The organism is Streptomyces aquilus (assembly GCF_003955715.1).
GTDB lineage: Bacteria > Actinomycetota > Actinomycetes > Streptomycetales > Streptomycetaceae > Streptomyces > Streptomyces aquilus.
Genome location: NZ_CP034463.1, coordinates 9556597 through 9582332 on the forward strand (window position 1 = coordinate 9556597; position 25736 = coordinate 9582332).

Sequence of the window (25736 nt, forward strand, 5' to 3'; positions counted from 1 at the left end):
GCCGTGAGGCTGGTGCCTCATGTCATGACCGCGTGCAGCCCTCCGTCGACATGCAGGATCTCGCCGGTGGTGGCCGGCAGCCAGTCCGACAGGAGCACCGCGCAGGCCTTCGCCGTCGGCTCCGGGTCGTGGACGTCCCAGGCGAGCGGCGGGCGGGTTCGCCAGATCTGCTCCATGCGATCCACGCCGGGGATCGAACGCGCGGCCAGGGTGCGGACCATGCCCGCGGCGACCAGATTGACGCGGATGCGGCGTTCGCCGAGGTACAGGGCCAGGTAGCGGGTGACGGACTCGAGTGCGGCCTTGGAGACGCCCATCCAGTCGTAGCCGGGCCAGGCCAGCGCCGCGTCGAAGTCGAGGCCCACCACGGACGAGCCTTCCTCCATCAGCGGAAGGCACGCCGTGACCAGGGCCTTGAGGGAGTACGCCGACACCTCCAGCGCCGTCGCCGCGTCCGGCCACGAGGTGTCGAGGAAGGCGCCGCCGAGCGCGGACCGGGGGGCGAACGCGATCGAGTGCACGACGCCGTCGAGACCGCCCAGGTGGCCGGCGACCGCGTCCCGCAGCGTGTCGAGATCCCCGCGCTCGGTGACGTCGAGACGGAGCACGGGCGCGGGCATCGGCAGCCGCTCCGCCATCGCCTCCGTGATGGGCAGGGCCCGCCCGAAGGAGGTCAGCACCACTCTGGCACCCTCCTGCTGGGCGATCCGCGCCACGTGGAAGGCGATCGAGGTGTCGGAGAGCACCCCGGTGACCAGCAGCCGCTTCCCGGCGAGCAGCCCGCCCGTCGGCCGGGCGGCCCCGGTCGACGGGTCGGCGCCGTCCTCGGCCCTGGTGTCCGGTGCCGCCGTGCTCATACGCCCATCCCGAGACCGCCGCTGACGGGGATGAACGCGCCGGTGATGTACGACGCGTCCGCACTGGCGAGGAAGCGCACCACGTTCGCCACCTCCTCGGGAGTGCCGGGGCGGCCGAGCGCCGTCATGGAGAGGTACTCGGCACGCCGCTTCGGGCTGACGGCCGCCACCATGTCGGTGTCGATGAACCCGGGCGCCACCACATTGGCCGTGATGCCGCGCCGCCCCAGCTCCCGGGCGAGCGAGCGGGCCAGGCCGGTGAGACCCGTCTTGGAGGCCGCGTAGTTGGCCTGCCCCGGGGAGCCGAGCATTCCGGAGAAGGACGAGATGAACACGAGCCGGCCCCATCGGCCTTCCAGCATCCCGGGGACGGCGCGCCGCGCCGACCGGAACGCGCCCACCAGATTGGTGTCGAGGAGTTCCAGGAAATCCTCGTCGCTGGTCTGGAGGGCGAGCTTGTCCCGCATGATCCCGGCGTTCGCCACCAGGACCTGCACGGGACCGTGCTCGGCCTCGATCTTCTCGTACGCGGTGTCCAGCGACCCGGCATCGGTGACGTCGCAGCGCACGCCGAAGAAGCCCTCGGGAGGCTCGCCCGACCGGTGTCCGACGGCGACCCGGTCGCCCTGCGCGGCGAAGGCGCGGGCGATGGCGAGACCGATGCCGCGGTTGGCCCCGGTGACGAAGACGGACCGGCCTTCGGTCATCGTGTGCCTGCTTTCTGGAGGACGAGGACGGCGTTCTGCCCGCCGAACCCGAAGGAATGGCTCGTCGCGGTCTCGACGCGCTGCTCACGCGGTGCGCCGCTGACGACGTCGAGGTCGATCTGGGGGTCGAGCTTGTCGAGGTTGGCGGTGGGCGGCACCAGACCGTGCTCGACGGTCAGGGCCGTGTACGCCACCTCGATGGCGCCCGCGGCACCGAGCGCGTGCCCCGTGACGCCCTTGGTGGAGGTCACCGACGGCCGGCCGACCAGGACCCGGTTGATCAGCTGGGACTCCATCAGGTCGTTCAACTTGGTCGAGGTGCCATGGGCGTTGACGTGGTCGACGGCCTCGGGGGCGACGTCCGCGTCGGCGAGCGCCGAGCGTAGGGCGCGTTCCACGCCCGCGCCCGCCGGGTCCGGCGCGGAGGCATGATGCCCGTCGGCGCTGGCCCCGAAGCCCGCGACCAGCGCACGGACCGTGCCGCCTCGCGCTGTCGCGTCCCGCTCGCGCTCCAGGACCAGCACGGCAGCCGCCTCCGCGGCCACGAAGCCGCCGCGGTCCGCGTCGAAGGGGCGCGACGCTCCCGCCGGGTCCTCGGTCCGCCGCGACAGTGCGCCCATGCGGTGGTAGGCGGCCATCGGGGTGGGGCTGAGCGGTGCCTCGGAGGCACCGGCGAGCACGATGTCGCACATGCCGGACTGCAACATCTGCCGTGCGGTGCCGATCGCCGTGACGCCGGAGGCGCAGGCCGTGGCCACCACGAGGTTCGGGCCGAGCGCCCGGCAGTGCATGGCGAGGTATCCGGAGATCATGTTGACCGGCCAGTTCACCATCACCAGCGGTGAGACCTGGTCGGGGCCCTCCCGGTGGTACGCGGTGTGGGCGTCCTCGTAGGAGGCGGTGCCGCCCAGCGCGTTGCCCATGACCACGCCGACCCGGGCGCCGTCCCACCGGTCCGGGTCGAGGCCGGCGTCGGACAGGGCTTCCTGGGCGGCCACCAGGGCGAGTTGGCTGACCCGGTCCAGGCGCCAGGCGGTGGAGCGGCCGAGCAGGGCGTTGGCGTCGAAGCCGGGAACCCGGCAGGAGATGTCCACCGGGAGTCCGGCGAGCGCCGGGTCCCGCTGTGCGGTGGGGCGGCCCGACAGCAGCCGCTCCCAGTTCGCCGTCACCCCGATGCCGGCCGGGGTGACGAGTCCGATGCCCGTGATCGCGACGGGTGCGTCCCGTCCGGCGAGCTCGGCCATCAGGCGTTCCCCGCCGCCGTGTTCACCAGCTCGAAGAGGTCCGAGACGGTGCCGCTGCTGTTGAGGTCCTCGGTCGGTATCACCACACCGAGCTGCTTCTGCAGGGTCAGCGCGACCTCGATGAGCGCGAGCGAGTCCAGTTCGATGTCCTCGAGAACGGTGTCGGGCTTGATGTCGTCGCGCAGGACGCCGAACTTCTCTTCCAGGACCTGGGAGAGGATCTCGAAGGTGGGGGGCACGAAGGTGCTCATGGTGAAGGTGCCTTTCGGGTGGGGGCACCCGGCTCGGGCGGGCCGGGGTGAGGGTGTGAACGTGCTGGTGTGACGGGGGCGTTGACTGCTCCCGGTGTCGATGTGCTGGCGTGACGGGGGCGTTGACCGCTCCCGGTGTCGACGTGCTGGTGCGACCGGGGCGTTGACCGCGTCCGATGTCGACGTGCCGTCGGCTACGCGGACTTCAGCGCGGGCCAGGTCAGTGCCGTGGCTCCCCAGGTGGCGCCGCCTCCGAAGGCGGCCAGGACGACACGGGCGCCGGGGGTGAGCTCTCCGGTCTCGTGTGCGTGGGCCAGGGCGAGCGGGATGGAGGCCGCCGCCGTGTTGCCGACCCGGTCCAGATGGATCACCAGCCGCTCCACGGGGATGTCCAGCTGCTCCGCGACAGCGTGCAGGATGCGCAGGTTGGCCTGGTGGCCGACCAGCCGGTCGACGTCGTCCGGCTGCCATCCGGTGTGGGCGAGGGCGGCGCGTGCCGATTCGGTCATCCGGGTCACCGCGTGCCCGAACACCTCCCGGCCGCGCATGGAGAAGTAACGGTCGGCCGGATCGGCGTCGGGATGCGGGCGGGGTTGCTCGGAGCCGCCGGCCCGCACCGTGATCAGGTCGGCGAGCGAACCGTCGCTGCCGAGCACGATCCGGCCGAGGGCGCCGGGCTCACCGGGCTCACCGGCGCGCAGTACCACGGCGCCCGCACCGTCGCCGAACACGACGGCGCTGGAGCGGTCCTGCGGGTCGATGAGGGTGCTGAAGGCCTCGGCGCCGATGACGAGGACCTGTTCGGCGGCCCCGGACGCGATCATTCCGGCGGCGGTGGTGAGTGCGTAGAGGAAGCCCGTGCAGACGGCGGAGACGTCGAAGGCCGGGCGTCCGGTGAGGCCGAGGCGGCGGGCCACCTCGGGGGCGGTGGCCGGACAGGGGCGGTCGGGCGTGGTGGTGGCGAGCACCACCGCGTCGACGTCCGCGGTGCCCGCCGACTGGAGGGCCCGCGCCCCGGCCTCGGCGGCGAGGAGGGAGGTGGGCATGCCGGCGGAGACGAAGTGCCGGGTACGGATGCCGGTGCGGGTGCGGATCCATTCGTCGGAGGTGTCCATACGGGCGGCGAGGTCGTCGTTGCCGACCATGTCGGGCGGCAGCCAGGCGCCGATGCCGCTGATGACGGCCGCGGTCACGGGCGGCCTCCCGGGGCGACGACGGCCGGGCCGGTGCTTGCCGCGCCCGCGGTGATCAGCGCCTCGACCCTCGCCGTGACGTCCGCGGCGTCGGTGAAGAGCACGGCGTGCCAGCCGGCCTGCGCGGCGCCCGCGCAGTTGACCGCGAGATCGTCGACGAGCACACACTGCTCGCCGGGCACCCCGGCCCGCTCGGCGGCCCTGCGGAAGATCTCCTGCTCGGGCTTGCGGCAGCCGGACTCGTACGACAGCACCACCGCGTCGAAGAGTCCCTCGGGCGGCACGGCCAGCCGCCAATGCCGGTCCCAGGCGGGCGGCATGTTGGACAGCAGCCCGACGAACACTCCCTGCCGGCGCAGCCGGTGCAGGGTGTCCAGCCAGGGCTGGTTGACCGCGCGGTCGGCGAACCAGCGGGCGGGGTAGTCGCTGAGGTCGACGTGGATGCCGCTGTGCGTCGCGAGTACCTCCTCCATCCGGCGTTCCCAGGTCTCCTGGGTGAGCAGCGGGGTGTCGAGGGGTGCCATGACGTCGTCACCGGCCCCGCAGTCGCGGGCCACCTGACGCATCGCGGCGAGGAGCGTGGCCGAGGGCACTCCGAGCCGGGCGCAGAAGGGCTCCAGCGTCTCGGCCACCGGCGGGGTCAGCACGCCGCCGTAGTCGGTCCAGACCGCGCGCACCGGCCCGGTCGAGGGCGCCATCAGTGCTCCTCCGCGATGCCGACGGCGATCTCGCTGACGACGATGCCGTCCTGCCGGAAGCGCACGGCGACCTCGTCGCAGCTGTGGCGCACGGCGGCGACCCGGACCGGGGCGTCGAGTTCGGCGAACCGGGCGAACCTCGACCGGTAGCCGGTGATCCGCACGCCGGTGCCCGCCGCGAGGAGCGCGGCCTGCCGGGCGGCCTCCATGAGGATCATCGCCGTGTAGTGGTCCTGCGGGTGATCGAAGTGCGTACGGTGCCCGGACGGCACCGCCACCACGGCGGACACCCCGCCGGCCACGTGGCGGGCGTCGGCGAGTGCCACGTTGGCGGGATCGCGGCGGGCCACGTCGGCGGGCGGCACGGGGGTGCCGGGCGGCACGGCGGGCAGCGCATCGGACAGCGGGGGCGCCGACCTGCGGTGGTAGCGGCGGACGAGCTCCGCCTCCTCCGCGGGCGAGTAGCGGGCGGAGATGTCGCAGCGGCCGAGGAACGTGTCACCGAGCGAGAGCTCCATGACGTACCGTGCGGCCCGTACCGTCCCGGAGCGGACCTGGCTGCGGGTGACCGCGGCCTTGATGTCCAGCTCGCGGGGCCGGTCATGGGGCGGGAGCGGGGTGTCGCCGGTGAGGGCGAGCGTCCATTCGGTGACGTGGAAGGCGCTGTCCCTGGCGACGTCGAGGCCGCGGTGGGCGATGCAGGTGGCGAACTGCCGGCAGCACTCCAGCAGGAGCATGCTGTCGGGGCGGTCGGCGGCCGGGCCTGTGTGGTCGCCGAAGTAGTAGTGTGCGGGCGGCAGTTGGGCCGCTGCCAGGTAGGTGTCCGCGGACCGGTCGGCGTAGTCGGTGAGGAAGACCTCGCTGACCGCCCAGCGGTGGACGTCCGCGCGGTCGACCGTGCGTCGGTAGGAGAGGGTCGGAGCGGCGGTGGCCGCGTCCGGGGCGAGGGCGCTCTGGGGGAGGGGCATCGTGTGCTGCTCCTTGGGCAGTGGCCGGGCTCGTGGCTCACATTCTTCGAACGCCGGACAGCCGTCAGCCAGAGCGTTCTGCCACCTGTGCGGCTCATACCCTTGAAATCGGTACCAGTTACCCGGGGGTGAAACGCCCGCTCCGCCCTGCTTTGCGCCCGTTGACAGATCCCCGCGTCCTGTCGACGACACCTCGGCGGCGGGACAGACGGCTGCCGGCGACCGGAGCCGCCACCGGAAGTCACGTCAGGGTGGTGCAGGGCTCAGGGGTATCACACCCACCACGCCCCACCCTTTGATTTCGTGCACGATGGTCATCCGGCGTGCACCGGCCCCATGAGCCGACGGAGCGCCTTCTTCTCCCTCACCCCACACCCGTACACCCCTACCCCGCACGCCCGTTCCCCCGAACGCAGGAGGTGTGACGCTCACCGTGGACAGCGAAGCACTGGTCGTCGGCGCAGGGCCGACCGGCCTGATGATGGCCACCGAGCTGCTCCGCCGCGGGATCGACACCAGAATCGTCGATCGCGCGGCCCGAAGGAACCCCCATGCAAAGGCGATTGTCCTCCAGCCGCGCGCGCTGGAGGTGATGGCCCGCCTCGGCCTGGAAGAACGCATCCGCGACGCGGCCCTGCCGCTCGTCGCCGCCAACTACTACACCCGCGGCCGCCGCGTCGCCCGTATCAACTTCCGCGGCCTGAAGGGCAGTCGCTTCGGCACCCCCCTCTCCCTCCCGCAGAACGAGACCGAGGGACTGCTGCTCGAAGCGCTGCACGAAGCGGGCGGCCGGGTCGAGTACGGACACCGGCTGACAGGCCTGACGCAGGACGCCGACAGCGTGGCGGCCGACCTGTCGGGGACCGCCCACCGCACGGGCCGGCTGCTCGGCTGCGACGGTGCCTACAGCGCGGTCCGCGAGCAGCTCGGTGTCGCTTTCACGGGGCCGACCTACCCCCAGTCGTTCGTCCTCGTCGACGGGGAGTGGGAGACCCCGCTCGCCCCTGCCGAGGCGCACTACTTCATGGGCCCCGCGGGCGTGCTGGTCGTCGTCGGTCTCCCCGGTGGCCTCATACGTGTCTTCGGCAGCGCCCCCGAGGGCGCCGGCGAGGAGAACGTCGAGGAGACCGTCCGGGCGATCGCCGCCGAGCGCAGCCCGGTCCCGCTGCGGCTGGCCTCCGTCGCCGGCGCGGGGCACTTCCGGGTGCACCGCAAGATGGCCGACCGGTTCCGCCAGGGGCGGGTGCTGCTGGCGGGCGACGCCGCGCATGTGCACAGCCCGGCGGGCGGGCAGGGTCTGAACACCAGCATCCAGGACGCGCACGAAGCGGCCTGGCGCCTCGCCGACGTGATCCGCGGCCGGCTGCCGGAGACCGCGCTCGGGGCGTGGGAGCGCGAGCGCATGCATGTCGCGCGAGCCGTGGTCACCGACACCGACCGGCAGACCCGGCTGTGGACCTGGGGCGGCTGGCGCGAGCGGGCCCGCGACCTCGCGGCGTCGGCCGCCGAGCGCAGCGGTGTCCTCGACCGTGTCCTGCCGTCCCGCTTCGCGCAGATGGACCTGCGCTATCCCGCCGAGGGCCCCGCACTCGGGCCCCTCGGCCCCGGAACGCGGCTGCCGGACATCCCCCTTCCGTCCGGCGGCCGCACCCACGACCTGCTGCGCGAAGGGCGGCACGCGCTGCTCGTCCTCGCGGGGCACACCCCCTTCGCCGAGCGGGACGTACCCGTCTGCGCGCATCTGGACGCGCGGACCGCGCGCGCCCTGGGCGTACGCCGCCCGGGAGCCGTGCTCGTACGTCCCGACGGCGTCGTCGCCGCGGCCGCCGCCCTCGCCGACCCCACCGCCCTGCGTCGTCTCGAACAGCTCCTGCCCGCCCGCCAGGGCGGCTCCGGGACCACCACCTCGACCCATCACCCGTAGCCCACGAGGAGAAGGCATGACCACCACCACACCGCACATCCTCGGCCGCGTTTTGCTCGGCGGCCGCCTTGAGGTGTCCGCGATCGGCCTCGGCTGCATGGGCATGGCCGAGTTCTACGGCGACCGCGACGAAGCCGAGTCGATCCGCACCATCCATGCAGCCCTGGACCGGGGCATGGACTTCCTCGACACGGCGGACATGTACGGCGCCGGCCTGAGCGAGGAGATCGTCGGCCGCGCGCTGGCCGGCGGCCGGCGCGACCGGGTCACGCTCGCCACCAAATGCGGTCTGATCAGGACCCCCGACGGCGTACGGGTCGACGGCAGCCCTCGGCACATCGCCCAGGCCATCGATGCCAGCCTCAAGCGCCTGGGCACCGACCACATCGACCTGTACTACCTGCACCGGGTCGACCCGCAGGTGCCCGTGGAGGAGTCGGTCGGCGCCATGGCGCAGCTCGTCGCCGCCGGGAAGGTCCGGCACCTGGGGCTCTCCGAGGCCGGTTCCAAGACGATCCGCGCCGCGCACGCCGTGCACCCCATCACGGCGGTACAGACGGAGTACTCCCTCGCCAGCCGCAACCCCGAGCGCTCGGTGCTGCCCACGGTCAGGGAACTCGGCATCGGCTTCGTCGCCTACAGCCCCTTCAGCCGCGGGCTGCTGTCCGGCGAGCTCTCCGGGGCCGAGCTGGCCCCGGACGACATGCGGCGCGGTCTGCCCCGGTTCTCCGAGGACAACCTCGACGTCAACCAGCGGCTGGTCGCCAGGATCGGCGAGCTGGCGTCCCGACTGGGCTGCTCCCCGGCGCAGTTCGCGCTCGCGTGGCTGGTCGCGCAGGGGGTCGTACCGATCCCGGGGGCTCAGAAGCGCACGCACATGAACGAGAACGCCTCCGCCGGAGCCGTCACCCCGACCCCCGAAGTGCTGCGGGAGGCCGACGAGATCGCGCCGCCCGGTGCCTTCGCCGGCGAGCGGTTCCCCGAGCACCTGCTCGCCATGGTCCAGGAGGACTGAGAACACGAGGAAGGGGCCCGGTGCGATCGGCGCACCGGGCCCCTTCCTCGTGTCCGTCGTCCGTCACCAGGACGTGCCGCCCGCCCGTTCCGCGGGCGCGATGAGCTGGTCGGTGAGGGAGGTGAGCCGCTGCTGAATGTCGGCGCTGTAGGCGAGACGGTGAGCCTTGGCCCGCCGGCTCTCGTTGTAGTACTGGCCGCTCGCGCCCCGTGCGCCCTCGTCGAGGGCGTGCAGTACGGCCGCTGTTCCCTCGGCCACCGAGGACCAGGGGCGCACCCCGGCCTCCAGGACCATCGTGGTGTCCATGTAGTTCGCGGGGTGCACGCAGTTGACCCCGATGCCGTCGCGGGCGTACTCCTCCGCGATGGTGAACGTGAAGGCGGCCAGTGCGAACTTGCTGCGGGTGTACGCCTCCATGCCGTCGTAGCGCCGGGTGAACTGGACGTCGTCCGGGTCGACGGGGCTCTGCCCGATCGAACCGATGTTGAGCACCTGGGCCGTACCCGCCGCCCGCAGGGGTGAGCGCAGCGCGCGGGTGAGGACCACCGGCGCCAGGTAATTGACGGCCAACCGCAGTTCGTAGCCGTCCCGGCTCAGTTCGCGGCGGCGTGCGTCACGCCCCGCGCCCACGCCCGCGTTGTTGACGAGCAGTCCCAGCGAGGGGTGGTCGGCGGCCACCCGCCGGCCCAGTTCGGCGGCCTCCTCCAGCGAGGCGAGGTCCGCGACGTACGGATGGGCCGTGCCGCCCGCCGCGCGCAGCTCGTCGACGACGGTGGCGCACTTGTTCTCGTCCCTGCCGTGCACCAGAACGGTCCAGCCCCGGTCGGCGAGGGCCCGCGCGAGGCTCCGGCCGAGACCGGAGGTGGCCCCGGTGACCAGGGCGGGGGCGCTCGGCGGCAGCTGTCGTGCTGAGCGCTCGTGTCGGCTCATGAGTTCGGTCCTTCCTCCGGCGCGCTGGGCGTACGGAGTTCGATGGCGACCATGACGAGAGTCCGGTCGGAAAGGTTGTGGACGTAGTGCCGCATGGGCAGGTGTTCGCCGCGGTTGTGCACGACCTGTCCGGTCTCCAGCGACACCGCTTTGATCAACTCGCCGTTCTCGTCCAGGGATTCACCGTGCGCCCCGGAGAGCACGACGGTCACCCAGGGGTGGCGGTGGGTGTGGGCGGGCCGCTGCTCGCCGGGGGGCACGGTCTCCACCCAGCACTTGACGTGCTCGTCGTCGATGAGCAGCTCGGCCCCCAGCTCCTCCCAGGGCTCAAGCGGCATCCCGCGCCTCCGTCCGCGCGTCGGCGGGGCGGGGCGCGGCGATCCGCGAGAGCAGCCGCCGGGGGTTGTCGACCAGCAGGGTGCGCACGGTCCCCTCGTCGACGCCCGGCTCTTTGAGCAGGAGGGGCAGGACGCGCTCGAAGAGATGCACGTAGCTCCAGCCCGGGTAGGTGCGTTCGCGCTGCTCGACCGTCAGGTAGTCGATGTGCACGGGGTGATCCTGCGAGACGAGCAACTGGGCCGTGTGGCCCGCCCGGACGAGCGCGGCCAGGGTGGCGTTGCGCTGCTCGTCGGGGGCGAACGGGGTCATGCCGTAGCGGTCGTAGCCGAGGACGCAGCCGGTGTCCGCGAGGGCGCGCAGGCCGTTGAGGTCGGCCGAGTCCCCGGCATGCGCGACGACCACGGAACCCGCCGCGACGCCCTCCTTCTCCAGGAGCCGCACCAGGTGGACGCCGTTGCCCTCGAACGGGTCGCAGTGCACCACCACGGGTACGCCGGTGTGCCGGTGCACCTCGGCGACGACGGCGGCCATCCGGTGCGCCGACGCGTCCGGCGGGGTGCGCTCGCAGGCGAACTTCACCAGGCCCGCCCGGACTCCGCTATCCGCGATGCCGGTGGTGACGTCCCGCAGCAGCAGCTCGATCAGCGGGTCCTCCGCCTCGATGGCGGCGCCGGGGCCCCGGAAGCGGGCGAAGAGCGGTATGCCGTCGACGCTGTAGACACCGGTGGCGAGCACGATGTTCACCGCGGTGCGCTCGGCGACCGCACGCACCAGGTTGATGTCGCGGCCCTGTCCGAGCACCGTCATGTCCACCAGGGTCCGCACCCCGGCCGCGTAGGCCTCCTCCAATTGGCGCACGGCCTCGCGCACTCCGGCCTCACGGTCCCACAAGTGGGGGAAATTCGACTGGAATTCGGAACTCAGCACGAACAGATGCTCGTGCGCGAGCGTGACACCCAGGTCCGCCGCGGCGACCGGCCCGCGCACCGTCGGTACCGGGTCGTGCGGGAGGGGACTTTCCATACGCACAGACAACCGCCTCGGAATATCGGAACAACCGGAAGGGCGCCGGGCAGGTCGATGCACCCGACAGCAATCCATGGTGGCCCGCTCGCGAAGGCCTAACCAGGTGGTGTTCCAACTAGCATGAAACTTCGTCTCCCTGCCTCTGGCGTCGGCTGACAGCCTCGTTTCAGGCCGGGCGGTCATCTCCGCCGGCCGCTACGCATCCCGTTCGCTCGTCACCAGGAGACAGCCTTGTCCACTTCCCCCTCTTCCCTTTCCGGTGCCCGTGTCGTGGTGATCGGCGGCTCGTCCGGCATCGGCAAGGCGGTGGCCCGGCAGGCCGCCGCCGCGGGCGCGCAGGTTGTCGTCGGCTCCCGCTCCCAGGACAAGCTGGAGCAGACCGCCAAGGAGATCGACGGCATCACCACCGGTGTCGTGGACGTGACCGACGAGGAGAGCGTCGCCGCCTTCTTCGCGGGCATCGACTCCCTCGACCACCTCGTCGTCTGCCCCGGCGACATGGCCGTCGGCTCCGTCTACGACGTGTCCCTCGACTCGGTGCGCGCCGCCCTCGACACCAAGATCGTCGGTCAGCTGCTGAGCGTCCGGCACGCCGGCAAGAAGATCTCGGGCCAGGGTTCGATCGTGCTGATCGCCGGTGCGGCCGGCTTCAAGTCGTACGCCGACATGAGCGCGACCGCCGCCGCCAACGCGGGCATCGGCGGCATGGGCCGCTCCCTCGCCGTGGAACTCGCCCCGGTGCGCGTCAACGTCGTCGTCGGCGGTCTGATCGACACCCCGCTGTGGTCCTTCCTGCCCGAGGACGCCCGCGCGGGCCTCTTCGAGCAGACCGCGCAGAGCACCCCGGTGGGCCGCGTCGGACAGCCCGACGACGTCGCGGCGACGGTGCTGCACCTGCTGGAGAACACCTTCGTGACCGGCGCGGTGCTGCACGTCGACGGCGGCGGCACGCTGTGAGCGAGGCGGCGCACGGCGGCGCGACGGGCCTGGCAGGGCCCGTCGCGCCGCCGCGGCCGCCGGTCGGCCGGATCACCGTGCTGCTGCTCGCGGCCGCGTGCGGTCTGTGCGTGGCCAACCTCTACTACCTCCAGCCGATCCTGCCCGAGCTCGCGGCCTCGCTGCACCGCACGCCCGGCTCGCTCACCTCGTCCGTGTCGGCCACTCAGTTCGGTTACGCCCTCGGCCTGTTCGCGTTGGTACCGCTGGGCGACGCCGTCGACCGCAGACGGCTGCTCACCGCTCTGGTGGCCACGGCGGCCGCGGTGCTCGCGGTGATTCCCTGCGCCGACGGCGGGCTCCTCGTGGGCCTGTTCTTCCTGCTCGGCCTGGTGAGCGTCGCCGCCATGGTGATCGTTCCGCAGGCCGCGGGCATGGCACCGCCGGAGCGGCGCGGGCAGGTGGTGGGCACCGTGATGACCGGTGTCATCCTCGGCGCGCTGCTGTGCCGGACCTTCGCCGGCGTGGTGGCCGAACTCGTGGACTGGCGGGCCGTGTTCTGGGGGGCGTCGGCCCTGATGCTCGGGGTGGGCGTGATGCTGCGCCGCATCCTGCCCCCGCAGCCCGCCGGGACACCGCTGACCGTGCGCGGGTACGCGGTGCTCATCGGCTCGCTGTTCTCCCTGCTCCGGGCACGGCCGGTGATCGTGGAGCGCTGCCTGTACGGCGCCCTGGGATTCGCCGCCTTCACCGTGCTGTGGACCGCCGTGCCGCTCCGCCTGATCCAGGGGCCCTATCACTACGGCTCGGCCGCGATCGGCGCGATGGGGCTGCTCGGTGCGGGGGGCGCCCTCGGCGCCAACCTGGCGGGCCGGTTCGCCGACCGGGGGCGTCAGCGGACCGTCAGTGCCGCCGCGTTCGCGCTCATCACGGTGTCGTTCGCCGTGGTGTCGGTGCTGTCGTCCTCGCTGCTCATGCTCGGCACGGCGATCCTCCTGATCGACTTCGCGGTCCAGGCCGCGCACATCTCCAACCAGACGACGGTCTTCGCCCAGGTCGGCGACGAGATGCGCAGCCGCGTCACGACCGTCTACATGACCTGCTACTTCCTCGGCGGGGCAGCGGGCTCCGCGCTGACGGGTCCCCTCTGGGCGCACGGCGGTTGGCGGGACACCGCCCTGCTCGGCAGTGCCGCGGGCGCCTGCGCCCTGCTCCTGCTCCTCGGCCGCGCGGCGGTGCGCCGCACGGCGACCTCACGAAAGGCGATGGCGGCCATCGATGACTGACATATCCGATCCCGTCGTGGCTGTACCCGTAATCCCGGACCAGGGCATCTCGGCGATCACCCCCGCCGACCCCCGCTACCTGTCCCTCACCACGCGCTCACGCAACACGCGCTTCACCGGCCGGCCGGACCGGGTCCATGTGCCGCGTACCGCCGAAGAGGTGCGCCGGGCCGTGGCCGCCGCCGTCCGCGACGGGGCGCGGCTCGCGGTGCGCGGCGGCGGCCACGGTCTGGAGGGCCTGGTGGACGATCCGGCGGTGCGCACCCTCATCGACCTGTCCGAGCTCGACGACATCACGTACGACGAGGGCCGGGCGGCCTTCGGTGTCGGCGCGGGCGCGCTGCTCGGCTCCGTCTACCGCTCCCTGTACCTGAACTGGGGTGTGGCCCTGCCCGGTGGCACCTGCCCCTCGGTCGGACTCGGCGGTTATGTCCAGGGCGGAGGCTTCGGCGCGCTGTGCCGACAGCACGGGCTGATCGTCGACCACTTGGAGGCGGTGGAGGTCGTCGTCGCCGACAGCGCGGGGGAGGCCCGCACGGTGGTCGCCTCCCGGTCGCCCTCCGACCCGTACCACGATCTGTGGTGGGCGCACACCGGCGCCGGCGGCGGCAACTTCGGTGTGGTCACCCGCTATTGGTTCCGCTCCCCGCAGGCGGACTCGGACGCCCCGCGGGATGTGCTGCCCCGGCCTCCGAAGACGGTCCTGTTCGCTTCGGCGGAGTGGCCCTGGGAGTCGCTGAGCGAGCGGGACTTCGCCACGCTCGTCCGCAACCACGGCGACTGGCACAGCACGGAGGACGTCACGGACCCCACGTACGAGAGTCTGTACAGCGCGCTGTACCTCAACCAGCGTGCGGTCGGCCGGATCACCCTCAGCGCGCAGCTGGACGCCTCGGATCCCGGCGCCCGCGGCCGGCTGGAGGAGTACGTCGCCGCCGTGGGCAGCGGCGTAGGGGCCCCGTGCCGGATCACCTACACGCAGATGCCCTGGCTGCGGGCTACGCAGCGGGACGTGGAGAACAGGGGAGAGCTGACCCGCTCCAAGAGCAAGGGTGCCTATCTGCGCAGGCCGTACGCGGCCGCCGAGACGGAGCTGCTCTTCCGGTATCTCTCCGCCCCGGACTACGACGGTCATACCACGGTGGTGCTGTTCTCCTACGGCCGGAAGGTCAACACCGTGGACCCCGCGGCCACCGCGGTCGCGCAGCGGGATTCGGTCCTCAAGAGCTATCTGGGCACCTATTGGACCGATCCCGCCGACGACGAGCGGCACATCCGCAGACTCCGGGAGCTCTACCGGGACTTGTACGCGGAGACAGGCGGAGTACCCGTCTCCGACGCACGCACCGACGGCTCGTACATCAACTATCCGGACGTGGATCTGGCCGATCCGCGCTGGAACACCTCAGGCGTTCCCTGGAACACGCTGTACTTCAAAGGGAATTACCCCCGACTCCAGCGGGTCAAGGCCGTCTGGGATCCGCGGAATGTCTTCCGGCACGCTCTGTCGGTACGGGCGTCCGACTGAGCCACCGGACGAGCGGAGCCGCACCCGGATCCGCGCCTCGACCAGATCGCGGAAGCGGTCGATCAGCCGGCTGTCCAGAACGGGCTGGTAGACGACGAGGGTGGCGTCCACGCCCGCGAGCCGCAGCTTCACATACCCGAGTTCGATCCGGCCCAGCGTCGGGTGGTCGAAGCAACGGACGGACGGCACGGACGGAGCCAGGTCGAGCCGCTCCCACAGTTCCTGGAATTCCGGGTGCTCGGCCTTCAGGGCTTCGATCATCTTCGCGTATGCGGGATGGGCGAGCTGGTCGGCGGCCTGTGCGCGGAAAAGGGCCGCCGCTTCCAGGGCGTCCTGCTCCCAATTCGGGTGCATTTCCCGGGCCCGTTCGTCGAACATCATCACGAGCGTGTTGCGACGGCAGTGCTCCAGGGATTCGAAATAAGGAAAAAGCGCGCAGAATCCCTGATTCCACGCCAACACATCGAACCGATGGTTCACGATGAAGGCGGGCAGCGGATCCTGGAATTCGAGGAAGGTCAGATACTGCTCCGGAACGTGCTCCCGCGAGCACGGCACCCGCTCCGTCGGCGGTAACTCACCGGCCAGCCGGAACAGATGTCCGGTCTCCGTCGTGTCGAGTTGCAGGGCTCGCGCGAGACCGTTCAGAACCTGGCTCGACACCCTGATCCTGCGGGCCTGTTCGAGCCACGTGTACCACGTCACACTCACGCCGGCGAGCTGCGCGAGTTCCTCTCTGCGCAGCCCCGGCGTGCGACGGCGTCCGTACGAGTTCTTGATGCCGACGGCTTCCGGCGCAACCCGCTCGCGTCGGTTGCGAAGGAAGGCAGCGAGCTCTTTTCGTTGCTGCTCGGTAATTGCCATGGTGTACTCCCCCTCAACGTGGTGCGGCCCCGCCGGACCCCATCGGATCACAACGGGGCACCTCGACCTTACCCCGTTCAGCGTTACATGAGTGCAACAGGCATCGATCGCAACGCTCCGGCGAACACCCCACGTTTGCAGGCTTTTTTGAAGGTTTTTAGCTTGCGACTCCTGTGAAACTCCGCCTTAACGCTCTTGACGTCTTCGATTCTCGCCCGGGATGATCCGCGTTCGAGATGGGGGGCCAGATTTTACGCACGCGGGACTGGTGACCGAGCCAGTGCCCATGCGCCGCCGGCCGCAACCGCTGACCCCCCATCGGGCTGTCAGGCGAACACGGACAGGAGGAGCGCCATTCCGAGGCCGAGCACGCTCACCAGCGTCTGCACCACGGTCTGTGTCTTCGTGGCCTGCGTGAGATCCATGCCGAAGGATTCCTTGACCAGCCAGAAGCCGGCGTGGTTCACGTAGTTCAGCCCGAGGGAGCCCGCTCCGATGGCCACCACGAGCAGCGATGCCTCCAGGCCGCCTCCGCTGACCATGGGGGCGATGATGCCGGTGGCGGAGACGATGCCGACGGTGGCGGAACCGGTGGTCAGCGACAGCAGGAGGGCGATCAGCCAGCCCAGCACGATGACGTTCAGATGCGCCCCCTTGGCGGCGGCGGCGATCGCGTCGCCGATGCCGGAGTCCTGGAGAACCTGCTTGAACGCACCGCCGCCGCCGATGATGAGCAGGATGGCGGCGATGGACTTCAGGCTGTCCGTCAGGGAGGCGCGGACCTCCTCGCCGGTACGGTCCGTGCCAAGAGCGGTCACGCCGAGGGCGAAGAGCAGCCCGGCGAGCATCGCCATGACGGGCTCGCCCAGGAACGTCAGCGCGGAACCCACCGTGCTCGTCTCGTCCAGCACCGTTTCGGCGAGGGTACGCAGCAGCATGAGGCCGACGGGGACGAGCACCGCGGTGACGGCCAACCCGGTCGGTATCCGGGAACCGGACGTGACGTCCGTATCCACCGATGACGCGTTCGGAGCGCCGGCCGTCACGCTGACGGGCGACTTCTCCCGGACGGCCCGCGACGCACCCGTGAACTGCGCGACCAGAGCCTCGTCCGGGCGGACCTCGGCAAGGCGCGGCGCGATCCACCGGGCGTAGACCGGGCCGGCCAGGATCACGGTGGGGACGGCGCAGACCAAGCCGACGACCATGGTGAGACCCAGGTCGGCATGGAGACCGGTCATGGCGGTGAGCGGCCCCGGGTGCGGCGGCAGCATGCCGTGCAGGGTGGACAGCGCGGCGATGGCCGGTACGCCGAGCAGGACGTACGGGGAGCCCTTCGTGCCGCCCTGGGCCTCCAGCCGGCGCGCCACGCTGAAGATCAGCGGCAGCAGCACGATCAGGCCCACCTCGAAGAACATCGGGATGCCGATCACGAACGCCGCGGCCGTGACCAGCCAGGGCAGCCTGCGGGCGCTCGAGCGGTCGATCAGGGCGTGGGCGAGGGCGTCGGTGGCGCCCGAGTCGGACAGCAGGCGTCCGAGCATGGCGCCCAGGGCCAGGGTGACGCCCACGTCCCCGAGGGTGCCGCCGGCACCGTCCTCGAGGGACTCCACCAGTTTCGCGGCGGGCTCTCCGGCGGCGAGGCCGGTGCCGACGGCGACGACGATGAGCGCGACGAACGGATGGATGCGCAGGCGGGAGTTGATGAGGTAGATCAGGGCGGTGATCGCGATGGTGAGGATGAGCAGCAACCACCAGGTGTGCGTGGTCATGCGGGTGCCTTTCGACGGACAGGTGAGGGGCATGGCGAAGTGAGCCGCGGCGCAGAGGGGTGGTGGTGCGGCTGGTGTCAGGAGGGGTGGGCGGTGGCCCGGTCAGTCCAGTCCGAGATCCCTGACGAGACGGGCCACTGAGGTGTCCTGTTCGGACAGGTACGCGGCGAAGGCGTCGCCGGTGGTGAACGCGTCGGTCCAGCCATGGCGGCGGAGTTCGGCTTTCCATTGCCGGGACCGGTGCATCGCTGTCAGCGCGTCGATCCAGCGCTTCCGGTCGGCGTCTCGGATGCCGGGTGGCGCCACGACTCCCCGCCAGTTGCTGAAGACCAGGTCGATGCCGGACGCCTTGAGGGTCGGTACTCCGGGCAGTGCGTCGATCGGTCGGGGGCTGGTCACCGCGAGGACCCTGAGCTGACTGGCGTCGATCTGGTCGAGGAACTCGCCGAAGCCGGTGGTGGCGAAGTCGACCTCGCCGTCGAGGAGAGCGGGCAGCAGGTCGCCGCCACCGCCGTCGTAGGCGACGTAGCCGACCCGGTGCGGGCCGATACCGACGGCCTTGGCCAGCTCCACGGCCAGCAGGTGGTCCGGTCCGCCGAGTGAGGATCCGCCCCCGACCTTCAAGCGCGCGGGGTTCCCTTTCCAGGCGGCGATCAGATCGTCGATCGACCGGTAGGGCGCGTCACGGCGCACGACCACCGCGCCCGCCTCCTCGACCAGCCGGGCCAGTGGAGTGGTTTCACTGATGGACGCCTTCGTGTGGGCCACGTGCGACGCGCCGATCACTCCCAGGCCCATCTGCAGGACGAGCCTGCCGTTGCCCCGCTCGTTCACGACGCGCTGGAGGCCGACCGTGCCGCCTGCTCCCGGCAGGTTGAAGACCTGCACGCCGGAGTCCACGCCGGTCTCCTGCAGCACGCGGGCCACGGTCCGGGCGGTGGTGTCGTAGCCGCCACCGGGGGTGTTCGGAACCATGATCCGCAGCCCCGGGTCGGCCGGTTCCCCGTCGGGCAGCATCTGGCACCCGGTGACGAGAAACAGTGACAGCGCGAGGAGGGCGCCGCGGAGGGCGTGCGAGCGACCTCTCATGGCACCTCTCTTCCACAGCCGTCGGGATGGACGTCATGATTGTGCAGCCCGTGGTGGGAGCCGCCCACTTTGTGTCAGCAGTAGAGATTGAGTTCGTTGTGGTCACCAGTTTTCGCCGCCACACCCTCGCGGGCGAGATGCTGGCGTTGCAGCTCGCGATCGTCGTGGTCGTGCTGCTGGCGGTCGCGGCGCTCTCGCTCGCCCAGTCGGAGGCCACCTTCAACCGGGTCGAGGGCCGCCGCGTCAGCGCGCTGGCCGAGCAGTTGGCCGCCAACCCGCTGGTACGGGGCCAACTCCCGCGTCCGGCGCCGGAGGAGACGCTGGCCCCACTGACGCATTCCACGCTGGTGCAGTCCGGGGTCACCTCCGTGACGATCACCGACTCCTCCGGTCGCGTCGTCAGTTCGACCAACCCGACGGTCCTCGGTGACCGGCTGCGGCTCGGACCGGGGGTGTCCCGTGGACGAGGCTGGTCCGGCTCGCTCACCTGGGACGGCAGCCGCGAACTGGTGGCGCAGGTGCCGGTGCTCGGCGCGGCCGGCGGTGACCTGGGACGGACCCTGGGCATCGTCATGATCGGGGAAGCGTCCCCGACGGTGTGGCAGCGTCTCAGTGGTGCGTCTTCCTATCTCCTCGCCTACCTGGGCATCGCCAGCGGACTGGGCCTCGCCGGCTCCTGGCTGCTGGCCCGACGGGTCAAACGGCAGACGCTCGGTCTGGAGCCGCGAGAGATCACCGGCCTCGCCGAACACCGCGAGGCCATGCTCTACGGGATCGCCGAGGGCGTGGTCGCCCTGGACCCCCAGCAGCGCCTCACCCTGGTGAACGAGATGGGCAGACAGCTGCTCGACCTGCCCGAGGAGTGTGTGGGCCGGACGCTGGACGACCTCGGTATCGACGGCCGTCTGCACGACGTGCTCACCGGCACCCGGCCCGAAGCGGAGCACGGACCCGACGAAGTGGTCATACGGCACGGTCGCGTGCTGGTGATGAACCGGATGACCGTCACGAAGAACGACCGCCTGCTCGGCTCGGTCACCACGCTGCGGGACCGCACCGAACTGGCCCGGCTGGAACGCGAGATCGGCTCCTTCCGCAGCACGTCCGAGCTGCTACGGGCCCAGACGCACGAGTTCGCCAACCAACTGCACACCATCTCCGGACTCATCCAGATCGGCGAGCAGGACGAGGTCGTCCGCTACGTCCGCGCGCTCACCCGGCGCCGCCAGTCCCTGGACATGACCATCGGCCGCCGCGTCCACGACCCCGCCATCGCCGCCCTCCTCATGGCGAAGGACTCCCTCGCGGCCGAACGCAGGATCACCCTGAGGATCTCGGACGACACCTCCCTCGGCCGGCTCCCCTCGGAGGACGCCGCCGACGTGGCCACCGTGGTCGGCAACCTGGTCGACAACGCCATCGACGCCGCCGCCGGAAGCGGCCCAGACGGCCAGGAACCCTGGGTCGAGGTCGAACTCCGGCAGGACGCCTCCAGCGTGGAGATCGTGGTGTGCGACTCGGGCCCCGGCGTGGCCCCCGAGCTCGCCCGAGAGGTCTTCCACCACGGCTTCACGACCAAGGCCGCCACGGAGGGCGAGCGGGGCATCGGCCTGGCCCTCACCCAGCTCGTCTGTGAACGGCGTGGCGGGGAGATCAAGGTGACCAACACCGCCGACGGCGCCCGGTTCACGGCCCGTATGTCCGTGAGCCGTTCCGCGGAAGCGGTCGAGGAAGGAGCAGCGCCATGAGGGACCCCTCCGGCACGATCGACGTCCTCGTCGTCGACGACGACTTCATGGTGGCCCGGGTCCACCGCACCTTCGTCGAGAGAGTGCCTCCGTTCAGGGTCGTCGGCACCGCGGGCACGGGTGAGCAGGCCGTCACCGCAGTCGACGAACTGCGCCCGGACCTGGTCCTCCTCGACCTCTATCTGCCCGATGTCTTCGGCCTGGACGTCATCCCGCGGCTGCGCGCCGCGGGACACGACTGCGACATCATGGTCATCAGTGCCGCGCGCGAGGCCGACACCGTGCGCGGCGCGGTCCGCCACGGTGTCGTGGACTACCTGCTCAAACCCTTCGACCACGAGGACCTCAAACCCCGCCTGGACCGGTACGCCGCACGGCGCGGCCGGCTTCTCACCACGGTGGTGCGCGGCCAGGCCGACATCGACCGGGCTCTGTCCGCAGGATCTGTCCCCGCTGCTGTCGCCCGGCTCCCGAAGGGCCTGAGCGTGGAGACCGCCGACCTCGTCGAGCGCACGCTCCGCGATGCGGACGGCACCCTGTCGGCCGCCGAATGCGCGGCCGCCACCGGTATCTCCCGTGTCAGCGCCCGCCGTTACCTGGAGCACTTCCACACCACCGGCACGGCGGATGTCTCCCTGCGGTACGGCGCCGCCGGCCGGCCCGAGCGGCGCTACGCCTGGCGGGACTGAGAGAGGGGTGCCGCTGGGGCCGGGTGGCTGACGACGGCGAACGGGGCTGGATGGATATGCCGGTCAGCCTGTGGGCAGGCCGATCCGGTCGCGTTCGAGGACGGAGCGGAGCTCCGAGAAGACCTGTACGGCGGCCACGCCTGAGGGGCCGTCGAGGATGCCCGCGGTCAGCTCGGTCAGCGTTTCGGTGAAGGTCGCCTCCGCCGCCTCGACGAGTTGCAGACCGGCATCGGTCAGGTCCAGCAGGGATGAGCGGCGATCCGATGGATTGGTTCGCCGTACGACCCATGCCTGCTTCTCCAGGCGGTCGATGCCCTTGCTCGTCGCACCGATCCCGATGGCGAACCCGGCGGCGAGGTCCGCCACCCGGGACCCGGGGTGGTCGCGCAGGAAGCGCAGGGACTCGAACTGCGAGGTGACGATCCCGTGCCGCTCGCGAAGACGGTCGTTGAGCGCGTTGTAGAGGCGCGTCTCACAACGGACGAGGTCGTCGAAGAAACCGGGGAGGTCGATCCGGCCACCGCTTGACTTGGATGCCATGGCATATATCTTAGTGTACATGCCTGGGCATATAGTTCCTTGGCATTTACTTGCGATGGAGGCGACCATGAGCAGGCAACAGCGCGCGGAGCTCGACGCGATGGTTCGGCGGCCCCGGCCCGAGGGCTCCGGGTCGGTGGAGGAGCTCCGCGCCGGGTTCAGGGCGATGATGGCCGAAATGATCGTCCCGGCCGGGATCCGAACCCGGGCCACGACGCTCGGCGAGCGGCCCGCGGTGCTCGTCGAGCCGGCCGGCACTCCGAAGGCCGGGACGATCCTCTACTTCCACGGCGGCTCCTACGTGGTCGGCTCACCGGAGACGGCGATGTCGCTGACCGGGAACCTGGTGACCAGAACTGGATTCAGGGCGTTCTCGGTGGATTACCGGCTTGCCCCTGAACACCCGTTCCCCGCCGCGATCGAGGACGGGCTCAGCGCCTACCGCGCACTCCTCGACAGCGGCGAAGACCCTTCGGCGATCGCGTTCGCCGGTGACTCCGCCGGTGGCGGCCTCACTGTCGCCGTCTGCCTCGCCGCTCGTGACGCGGGCCTGCCCGTGCCCGCCGCGATCGTGGCGTTCTCTCCCGGACTCGACATGACCCGGACGGGCGAGAGCATGGACAGCAAGGCGGGCATCGATCCGTTCTTCACACGTGAGGGCATGGCCCACACCGGGGCCATGTACCTCGCGGGACAGGACCCGCACCAGCCCATGCTCAGCCCGGCCATCTGCGCCGACCTGACCGGCTTCCCTCCGGTCCTGCTCCAGGCGGGCACCAACGAGATGCTCCTGGACGACTCCACGCGCATGGCCACGCGCGCGAGGGACGCCGGGGTGGACGTCATCCTTGACGTCACCGCTGACGTTCCCCATGTCTTCCAGGCGTTCGCCGGCGTTCTGGACGAAGCCGACGAGGCACTGGACCGCGCCGCGCTCTTTCTCGGTCAGCGCCTCCGCACCAAGGGCAGTGTCACGCCCGGAAGATCTGTTGATCTCCGATGACGGAGAGAAGGCGAAGCTTCTCATGGCTTTCGCTGCCGGGGACGGCTGTGTAGACCAGAAGCATGTGTGACTGGTCGGGGTCGACAAGCGCCTGGCAACTGAGTTCGAGATCGCCGATGTCAGGGTGCACGTATCGCTTGGTGTCGTTGTAGCGGATACCGACTTCGTGCTCGTTCCAGACAGCACGGAATTCTTCGCTGCGGGCCATCAGCAGCTGCTGGAGGTGAGCGGCCGGCGACTCGGGTCCGCGCAGGGTCACGAGCCGGCGTAGCCCGGAGGCGAAGACGCGGGAGTGCAGCGCGTGGTCGTCGGGGTGGTACAGGGTGCGGACGGCGGGGTCGGTGAACCACCGGTAGCCGATGCTGCGGGCCGGGCCGGTGTAGTGGGTGAGGCCGCCGGTCAGGGCGACGGCGAGCGGGGTCTGCCGGAGTGTCTCGCCGAGCTCGGTGACGATTTCGGCGGGCGTGTCGGTGAGCCGGTCGAAGATGCGCAGCAGGCCGGGATTGATGTGTTCGCTGGCGGAGCCTCTGGTGGGCGGGTTGTGCCCGGCGAGGCGAAACAGGTGGTCGCGTTCGTCGAGGGAAAGATGCAGACCCTGTGCGATCGAGGCGATCATCTGCTCGGACGGGCGCGGCCCGCGCTCCCGCTCCAGCCGGCTGTAGTAGTCGGCGGAGATGTGGCAGATCGCGGCGACCTCCTCCCGGCGCAGACCGGCTGTCCGGCGCCGCCTGCCACGCGGAAGGCCGACGTCCTCGGGCTGTAGTGACTCCCGGCGGCGACGCAGGAATTCGGCGAGCCCGCCTCGATCGATCACGGCTTCGTCCTCCCTGAGTGCCCGTGCTCTTTCGTTCTACCACCTGTGCCGAACCGGAGCCTGGGCCTGTCGATCCCCCTTTGGCGGCCCTCCTCGGCCAGGCGAGCCTCGGATCGAGAGGCCGTGGATAGCCGCGCTGATCAGGTGCAGCTTTGAATCACATCGCCGTACGGATCGACAAGAAGAGCGAGGAAGACGCATGGCACGTACCCGACCGGACATCACCGTTCCGGACCTTTCCGGGAAGCTGGCCGTTGTCACCGGCGCCAGCGACGGCGTCGGACTGGCGCTGGCCGGCCGGCTGGCCGCCGCCGGTGCCGAGGTCGTCATGCCCGTCCGCAACCGTCGCAAGGGCGAGGCGGCGATCGCGAAGGTCAAGCGGGAGCATCCGCAGGCGATCCTGTCGCTGCGCGACCTCGACCTGTCGTCGTTGAGCTCGGTCGCCGCGTTGGGCGCCGCCCTGGTCGCCGAGGACCGTCCGATCCACATCCTGGTCAACAACGCCGGCGTGATGACGCCACCGGACCGGCAGACCACCGCGGACGGGTTCGAACTGCAGTTTGGCAGCAATCATCTGGGTCACTTCGCCCTGGTCCGCCACCTGCTGCCGCTGCTGCGCGCAGGCCGTGCGCGGGTGACCAGTCAGCTCAGCGTCGCCGCCAACGAGGGCTTCATCAACTGGGACGACCTGAACTGGGACCGGTCCTACGACGGCCGCCGCGCGTACAGCCAGTCGAAGATCGCGTTCGGTCTGTTCGCACTCGAACTGGACCTCCGTAGCCGGACCGAAGACTGGGGAATCACCAGCAACATCTCCCATCCCGGTATCGCACCGACCAGCCTGCTGGCCGCCCGCCCCGAGGTCGGCCGGGCAAGGGACACCACAGCCGTACGCATGATCCGCATGCTGTCCCGCCGCGGCATCCTCGGCACGGTGGACAGCGCGGCACTGCCGGCCCTGTACGCCGCCACCTCCCCGGACGCACGCGGGGGCCGGTTCTACGGGCCCAGCGGCTTCCAGCACCTGTCCGGCCCGCCCGCCGAACAGCCCCTCTACTCCCGGCTCCGCAATGAGGAGGAGGCCCGGCGCGTCTGGGAGATCTCCGAAGAGCTCACCCGCACCACCTTCCCGGCGCTGTCCGGCGCCGATCCCAAGGGCGACAGGTAGGCGAACCGCCAGTTCCGAGCGGTGGGCCGGCCCCCTCGCTGACCGGCCGCAGGATGTCGACGCCGGACGGACGGTTACGGAAGGGGACTCGTCAAACCGCTGCCCCCTGGGCCGCCACGGCGTCGGGGTGCCAGCCCAACTCCGGTGCGATCAGGTGCCGTACGTCGTGGAGGATCTGTTCGTACTCCTCGCGGTGGAACTCGTACGGCAGCTCCAGCCGCAGCTCCGACACCTGCGCGAGGACCGGATCGGCGGTGAGCTGTTCGAGGATCTGCTCGGCGGTGCCGACCACGTCCGGGGCGAACAGCGTCCGTTTCGGACCCTGCGGTGCCAGGGTCCGTTCGTGGCGGCCGGCCGCGTAGGCGCGGTAGCGGGCCCGGCCGGCCGCGTCGGCACTGTCGAAGGGCACGATGACCCGGCCGAGCGCGACCCGGGCCGCAGTGCCCGCGGAGAGCGTGCGACGGTACTCGGCCAGCAGGTTCAGCTGGGCCGTGGTGAAGTCGTCGGTGCCCTCGCCGGTGACGATGTTGCCGGACAGCAGGCTCAGCCCGTTCTCGGCGGCCCAGCGGACCGAACGCAGGCTGCCGCCGCCGTACCAGATGCGGTGCGCCAGCGCGGGGTTGTGCGGTTGCAGCCGCGGGCGCTGGACGTTGCCCGGCGAATGGATGACCGTGTCCGGGCCGCCGAGGAAGTCGCCGCGCAGGTTGTCGAGGACGCGGGCGATCCTGCCGTACGACAGGTCGAAGCCGCGCCAGTCCCCGTCGTGCACGAGGTCGCCGAGCAGGTCGGCGTGCGGCATTCCGGTGCTGAAGCCGACCTGGAGGCGCCCCCGGGACAGGACGTCGGCCAGCGCGAGGTCCTCGGCGAGGCGGAAGGGGTTCTCGTAGCCGATCGGGATGACGGCGGTGCCCAGTTCGATCCGCTCGGTGCGCTGGCCGGCCGCGGCGAGGAACACCGCGGCCGATCCGACGCCGTGTTCGAGGTGGCGCTGCCTGATCCAGGCTCCGTCGAATCCCAACCGTTCGCTGTACTCGAAGAGTTGGAGCGTCTCCTCCAGGCCCGGGTACGGGTCGTCGTCGGCGAAGTTGCCGGGGGTGAGGAAGGCCAGTGACGTGATGCTGGGAGTGCTGGGAGTGCTCATACGGCC

At 71.1% G+C, this 25736-nt stretch carries 24 protein-coding genes and 1 pseudogene; 9 read left to right on the forward strand and 16 right to left on the reverse strand.

The genetic code is table 11. The features are described from left to right. Positions 1–17 precede the first annotated feature (17 nt). The 7 genes from fabI to EJC51_RS43860 form a co-directional block, all read right to left on the reverse strand. Positions 18–857, reverse strand: coding sequence for an enoyl-ACP reductase FabI (gene fabI, locus EJC51_RS43830; RefSeq protein ID WP_126276209.1), 840 nt, complete (start codon positions 855–857; stop codon positions 18–20). Further along, complete coding sequence (locus tag EJC51_RS43835; RefSeq protein ID WP_126276210.1) at positions 854–1564, reverse strand: SDR family oxidoreductase; 711 nt, start codon at positions 1562–1564, stop codon at positions 854–856. Before EJC51_RS43835 ends, fabI begins: the two co-directional genes overlap by 4 nt. Then, entirely contained in the window at positions 1561–2808 is a 1248-nt protein-coding gene (locus tag EJC51_RS43840) for a beta-ketoacyl-[acyl-carrier-protein] synthase family protein (RefSeq protein WP_207924673.1), read from the reverse strand. The genes EJC51_RS43835 and EJC51_RS43840 overlap by 4 nt, the downstream gene beginning before the upstream one ends. Then, positions 2808–3059, reverse strand: a complete 252-nt coding sequence (locus EJC51_RS43845; RefSeq protein ID WP_126276211.1) for an acyl carrier protein — start codon at positions 3057–3059, stop codon at positions 2808–2810. Before EJC51_RS43845 ends, EJC51_RS43840 begins: the two co-directional genes overlap by 1 nt. Before the next feature lie 194 nt (positions 3060–3253). After that, positions 3254–4252, reverse strand: coding sequence for a beta-ketoacyl-ACP synthase III (locus EJC51_RS43850; protein WP_279631404.1), 999 nt, complete (start codon positions 4250–4252; stop codon positions 3254–3256). After that, complete coding sequence (locus EJC51_RS43855) at positions 4249–4950, reverse strand: HAD family hydrolase (protein ID WP_166682963.1); 702 nt, start codon at positions 4948–4950, stop codon at positions 4249–4251. Before EJC51_RS43855 ends, EJC51_RS43850 begins: the two co-directional genes overlap by 4 nt. Continuing rightward, positions 4950–5918, reverse strand: coding sequence for an AfsA-related hotdog domain-containing protein (locus EJC51_RS43860; RefSeq protein WP_126276212.1), 969 nt, complete (start codon positions 5916–5918; stop codon positions 4950–4952). The genes EJC51_RS43855 and EJC51_RS43860 overlap by 1 nt, the downstream gene beginning before the upstream one ends. Positions 5919–6351: 433 nt before the next feature. Between EJC51_RS43860 and EJC51_RS43865 the strand changes: the two genes are divergently transcribed. Both EJC51_RS43865 and EJC51_RS43870 read left to right on the forward strand, forming a co-directional pair. After that, positions 6352–7842, forward strand: a complete 1491-nt coding sequence (locus tag EJC51_RS43865) for an FAD-dependent monooxygenase (RefSeq protein ID WP_126276213.1) — start codon at positions 6352–6354, stop codon at positions 7840–7842. A gap of 16 nt (positions 7843–7858) precedes the next feature. Next, positions 7859–8857 (forward strand): aldo/keto reductase, encoded by a 999-nt coding sequence (locus tag EJC51_RS43870; RefSeq protein ID WP_126276214.1) that lies wholly within the window; start codon positions 7859–7861, stop codon positions 8855–8857. Between the two features lie 63 nt (positions 8858–8920). On the opposite strand, the gene EJC51_RS43875 is transcribed toward EJC51_RS43870, so the two are convergent. Genes EJC51_RS43875 through EJC51_RS43885 form a run of 3 tightly spaced genes read right to left on the reverse strand, consistent with a single transcriptional unit; the run spans position 8921 to position 11149 of the window. Next, positions 8921–9787, reverse strand: coding sequence for an SDR family NAD(P)-dependent oxidoreductase (locus EJC51_RS43875; RefSeq protein WP_126276215.1), 867 nt, complete (start codon positions 9785–9787; stop codon positions 8921–8923). Beyond that, positions 9784–10125, reverse strand: a complete 342-nt coding sequence (locus tag EJC51_RS43880) for a cupin domain-containing protein (protein WP_126276216.1) — start codon at positions 10123–10125, stop codon at positions 9784–9786. The genes EJC51_RS43875 and EJC51_RS43880 overlap by 4 nt, the downstream gene beginning before the upstream one ends. Next, a complete protein-coding gene (locus tag EJC51_RS43885) occupies positions 10115–11149 on the reverse strand; it encodes a phosphotriesterase family protein (RefSeq protein WP_165951080.1) in 1035 nt (344 codons plus the stop codon). The genes EJC51_RS43880 and EJC51_RS43885 overlap by 11 nt, the downstream gene beginning before the upstream one ends. A gap of 234 nt (positions 11150–11383) precedes the next feature. On the opposite strand from EJC51_RS43885, the gene EJC51_RS43890 reads away from it, so the two are divergent. Genes EJC51_RS43890 through EJC51_RS48965 form a run of 3 tightly spaced genes read left to right on the forward strand, consistent with a single transcriptional unit; the run spans position 11384 to position 14902 of the window. Further along, positions 11384–12109, forward strand: a complete 726-nt coding sequence (locus EJC51_RS43890; protein WP_132796408.1) for an SDR family oxidoreductase — start codon at positions 11384–11386, stop codon at positions 12107–12109. After that, positions 12106–13374 carry an MFS transporter gene (locus EJC51_RS43895; protein WP_126276219.1) on the forward strand — a complete coding sequence of 423 codons (1269 nt, stop codon included), beginning with the start codon at positions 12106–12108 and terminating at the stop codon, positions 13372–13374. The genes EJC51_RS43890 and EJC51_RS43895 overlap by 4 nt, the downstream gene beginning before the upstream one ends. Positions 13375–13390: 16 nt before the next feature. Continuing rightward, entirely contained in the window at positions 13391–14902 is a 1512-nt protein-coding gene (locus EJC51_RS48965; RefSeq protein WP_244363165.1) for an FAD-binding oxidoreductase, read from the forward strand. Between the two features lie 90 nt (positions 14903–14992). Here the strand turns inward: EJC51_RS48965 and EJC51_RS48315 are convergent. The 3 genes and pseudogenes from EJC51_RS48315 to EJC51_RS43915 form a co-directional block, all read right to left on the reverse strand. Then, positions 14993–15766: pseudogene (locus tag EJC51_RS48315) on the reverse strand (helix-turn-helix transcriptional regulator); the annotation flags it as partial. A gap of 326 nt (positions 15767–16092) precedes the next feature. Then, entirely contained in the window at positions 16093–17538 is a 1446-nt protein-coding gene (locus tag EJC51_RS43910; RefSeq protein ID WP_126276221.1) for a GntP family permease, read from the reverse strand. A gap of 102 nt (positions 17539–17640) precedes the next feature. Beyond that, positions 17641–18627: a Bug family tripartite tricarboxylate transporter substrate binding protein gene (locus EJC51_RS43915; protein WP_126276222.1), complete on the reverse strand. Its 987-nt coding sequence runs from the start codon at positions 18625–18627 to the stop codon at positions 17641–17643. Between the two features lie 98 nt (positions 18628–18725). Here EJC51_RS43915 and EJC51_RS43920 point away from each other — a divergent pair, with 98 nt between their 5' ends. Beyond that, positions 18726–20375 (forward strand): sensor histidine kinase, encoded by a 1650-nt coding sequence (locus EJC51_RS43920; protein WP_126276223.1) that lies wholly within the window; start codon positions 18726–18728, stop codon positions 20373–20375. Beyond that, positions 20372–21064, forward strand: a complete 693-nt coding sequence (locus EJC51_RS43925) for a response regulator (protein ID WP_126276224.1) — start codon at positions 20372–20374, stop codon at positions 21062–21064. The genes EJC51_RS43920 and EJC51_RS43925 overlap by 4 nt, the downstream gene beginning before the upstream one ends. Positions 21065–21127: 63 nt before the next feature. Here EJC51_RS43925 and EJC51_RS43930 read toward each other — a convergent pair whose 3' ends face one another. Continuing rightward, entirely contained in the window at positions 21128–21604 is a 477-nt protein-coding gene (locus tag EJC51_RS43930; protein WP_126276225.1) for a MarR family winged helix-turn-helix transcriptional regulator, read from the reverse strand. A gap of 67 nt (positions 21605–21671) precedes the next feature. Here EJC51_RS43930 and EJC51_RS43935 point away from each other — a divergent pair, with 67 nt between their 5' ends. Then, positions 21672–22607: an alpha/beta hydrolase gene (locus tag EJC51_RS43935; RefSeq protein WP_126276226.1), complete on the forward strand. Its 936-nt coding sequence runs from the start codon at positions 21672–21674 to the stop codon at positions 22605–22607. Here the strand turns inward: EJC51_RS43935 and EJC51_RS43940 are convergent. Next, entirely contained in the window at positions 22576–23421 is an 846-nt protein-coding gene (locus EJC51_RS43940) for a helix-turn-helix transcriptional regulator (RefSeq protein WP_126276227.1), read from the reverse strand. The two genes, EJC51_RS43935 and EJC51_RS43940, sit on opposite strands and share 32 nt — an antisense overlap. A 199-nt stretch (positions 23422–23620) precedes the next feature. On the opposite strand from EJC51_RS43940, the gene EJC51_RS43945 reads away from it, so the two are divergent. Then, on the forward strand, positions 23621–24589 hold the full coding sequence (locus EJC51_RS43945; RefSeq protein WP_126276228.1) for an SDR family oxidoreductase: 969 nt from the start codon (positions 23621–23623) through the stop codon (positions 24587–24589). Positions 24590–24680: 91 nt separating this feature from the next. Here EJC51_RS43945 and EJC51_RS43950 read toward each other — a convergent pair whose 3' ends face one another. Continuing rightward, positions 24681–25730 (reverse strand): LLM class flavin-dependent oxidoreductase, encoded by a 1050-nt coding sequence (locus EJC51_RS43950; RefSeq protein ID WP_126276229.1) that lies wholly within the window; start codon positions 25728–25730, stop codon positions 24681–24683. Positions 25731–25736 lie beyond the last annotated feature (6 nt).

What these genes read in the sequence shown, in the direction of transcription:
- fabI (WP_126276209.1), bottom strand. Translation starts at nt 857, where the DNA reads ATGAGCACGGCGGCACCGGACACCAGGGCCGAGGACGGCGCCGACCCG.
- EJC51_RS43835 (WP_126276210.1), bottom strand. Translation starts at nt 1,564, where the DNA reads ATGACCGAAGGCCGGTCCGTCTTCGTCACCGGGGCCAACCGCGGCATC.
- EJC51_RS43840 (WP_207924673.1), bottom strand. Translation starts at nt 2,808, where the DNA reads ATGGCCGAGCTCGCCGGACGGGACGCACCCGTCGCGATCACGGGCATC.
- EJC51_RS43845 (WP_126276211.1), bottom strand. Translation starts at nt 3,059, where the DNA reads ATGAGCACCTTCGTGCCCCCCACCTTCGAGATCCTCTCCCAGGTCCTG.
- EJC51_RS43855 (WP_166682963.1), bottom strand. Translation starts at nt 4,950, where the DNA reads ATGGCGCCCTCGACCGGGCCGGTGCGCGCGGTCTGGACCGACTACGGC.
- EJC51_RS43860 (WP_126276212.1), bottom strand. Translation starts at nt 5,918, where the DNA reads ATGCCCCTCCCCCAGAGCGCCCTCGCCCCGGACGCGGCCACCGCCGCT.
- EJC51_RS43870 (WP_126276214.1), top strand. Translation starts at nt 7,859, where the DNA reads ATGACCACCACCACACCGCACATCCTCGGCCGCGTTTTGCTCGGCGGC.
- EJC51_RS43875 (WP_126276215.1), bottom strand. Translation starts at nt 9,787, where the DNA reads ATGAGCCGACACGAGCGCTCAGCACGACAGCTGCCGCCGAGCGCCCCC.
- EJC51_RS43880 (WP_126276216.1), bottom strand. Translation starts at nt 10,125, where the DNA reads ATGCCGCTTGAGCCCTGGGAGGAGCTGGGGGCCGAGCTGCTCATCGAC.
- EJC51_RS43885 (WP_165951080.1), bottom strand. Translation starts at nt 11,149, where the DNA reads ATGGAAAGTCCCCTCCCGCACGACCCGGTACCGACGGTGCGCGGGCCG.
- EJC51_RS43910 (WP_126276221.1), bottom strand. Translation starts at nt 17,538, where the DNA reads ATGACCACGCACACCTGGTGGTTGCTGCTCATCCTCACCATCGCGATC.
- EJC51_RS43915 (WP_126276222.1), bottom strand. Translation starts at nt 18,627, where the DNA reads ATGAGAGGTCGCTCGCACGCCCTCCGCGGCGCCCTCCTCGCGCTGTCA.
- EJC51_RS43925 (WP_126276224.1), top strand. Translation starts at nt 20,372, where the DNA reads ATGAGGGACCCCTCCGGCACGATCGACGTCCTCGTCGTCGACGACGAC.
- EJC51_RS43930 (WP_126276225.1), bottom strand. Translation starts at nt 21,604, where the DNA reads ATGGCATCCAAGTCAAGCGGTGGCCGGATCGACCTCCCCGGTTTCTTC.
- EJC51_RS43935 (WP_126276226.1), top strand. Translation starts at nt 21,672, where the DNA reads ATGAGCAGGCAACAGCGCGCGGAGCTCGACGCGATGGTTCGGCGGCCC.
- EJC51_RS43945 (WP_126276228.1), top strand. Translation starts at nt 23,621, where the DNA reads ATGGCACGTACCCGACCGGACATCACCGTTCCGGACCTTTCCGGGAAG.
- EJC51_RS43950 (WP_126276229.1), bottom strand. Translation starts at nt 25,730, where the DNA reads ATGAGCACTCCCAGCACTCCCAGCATCACGTCACTGGCCTTCCTCACC.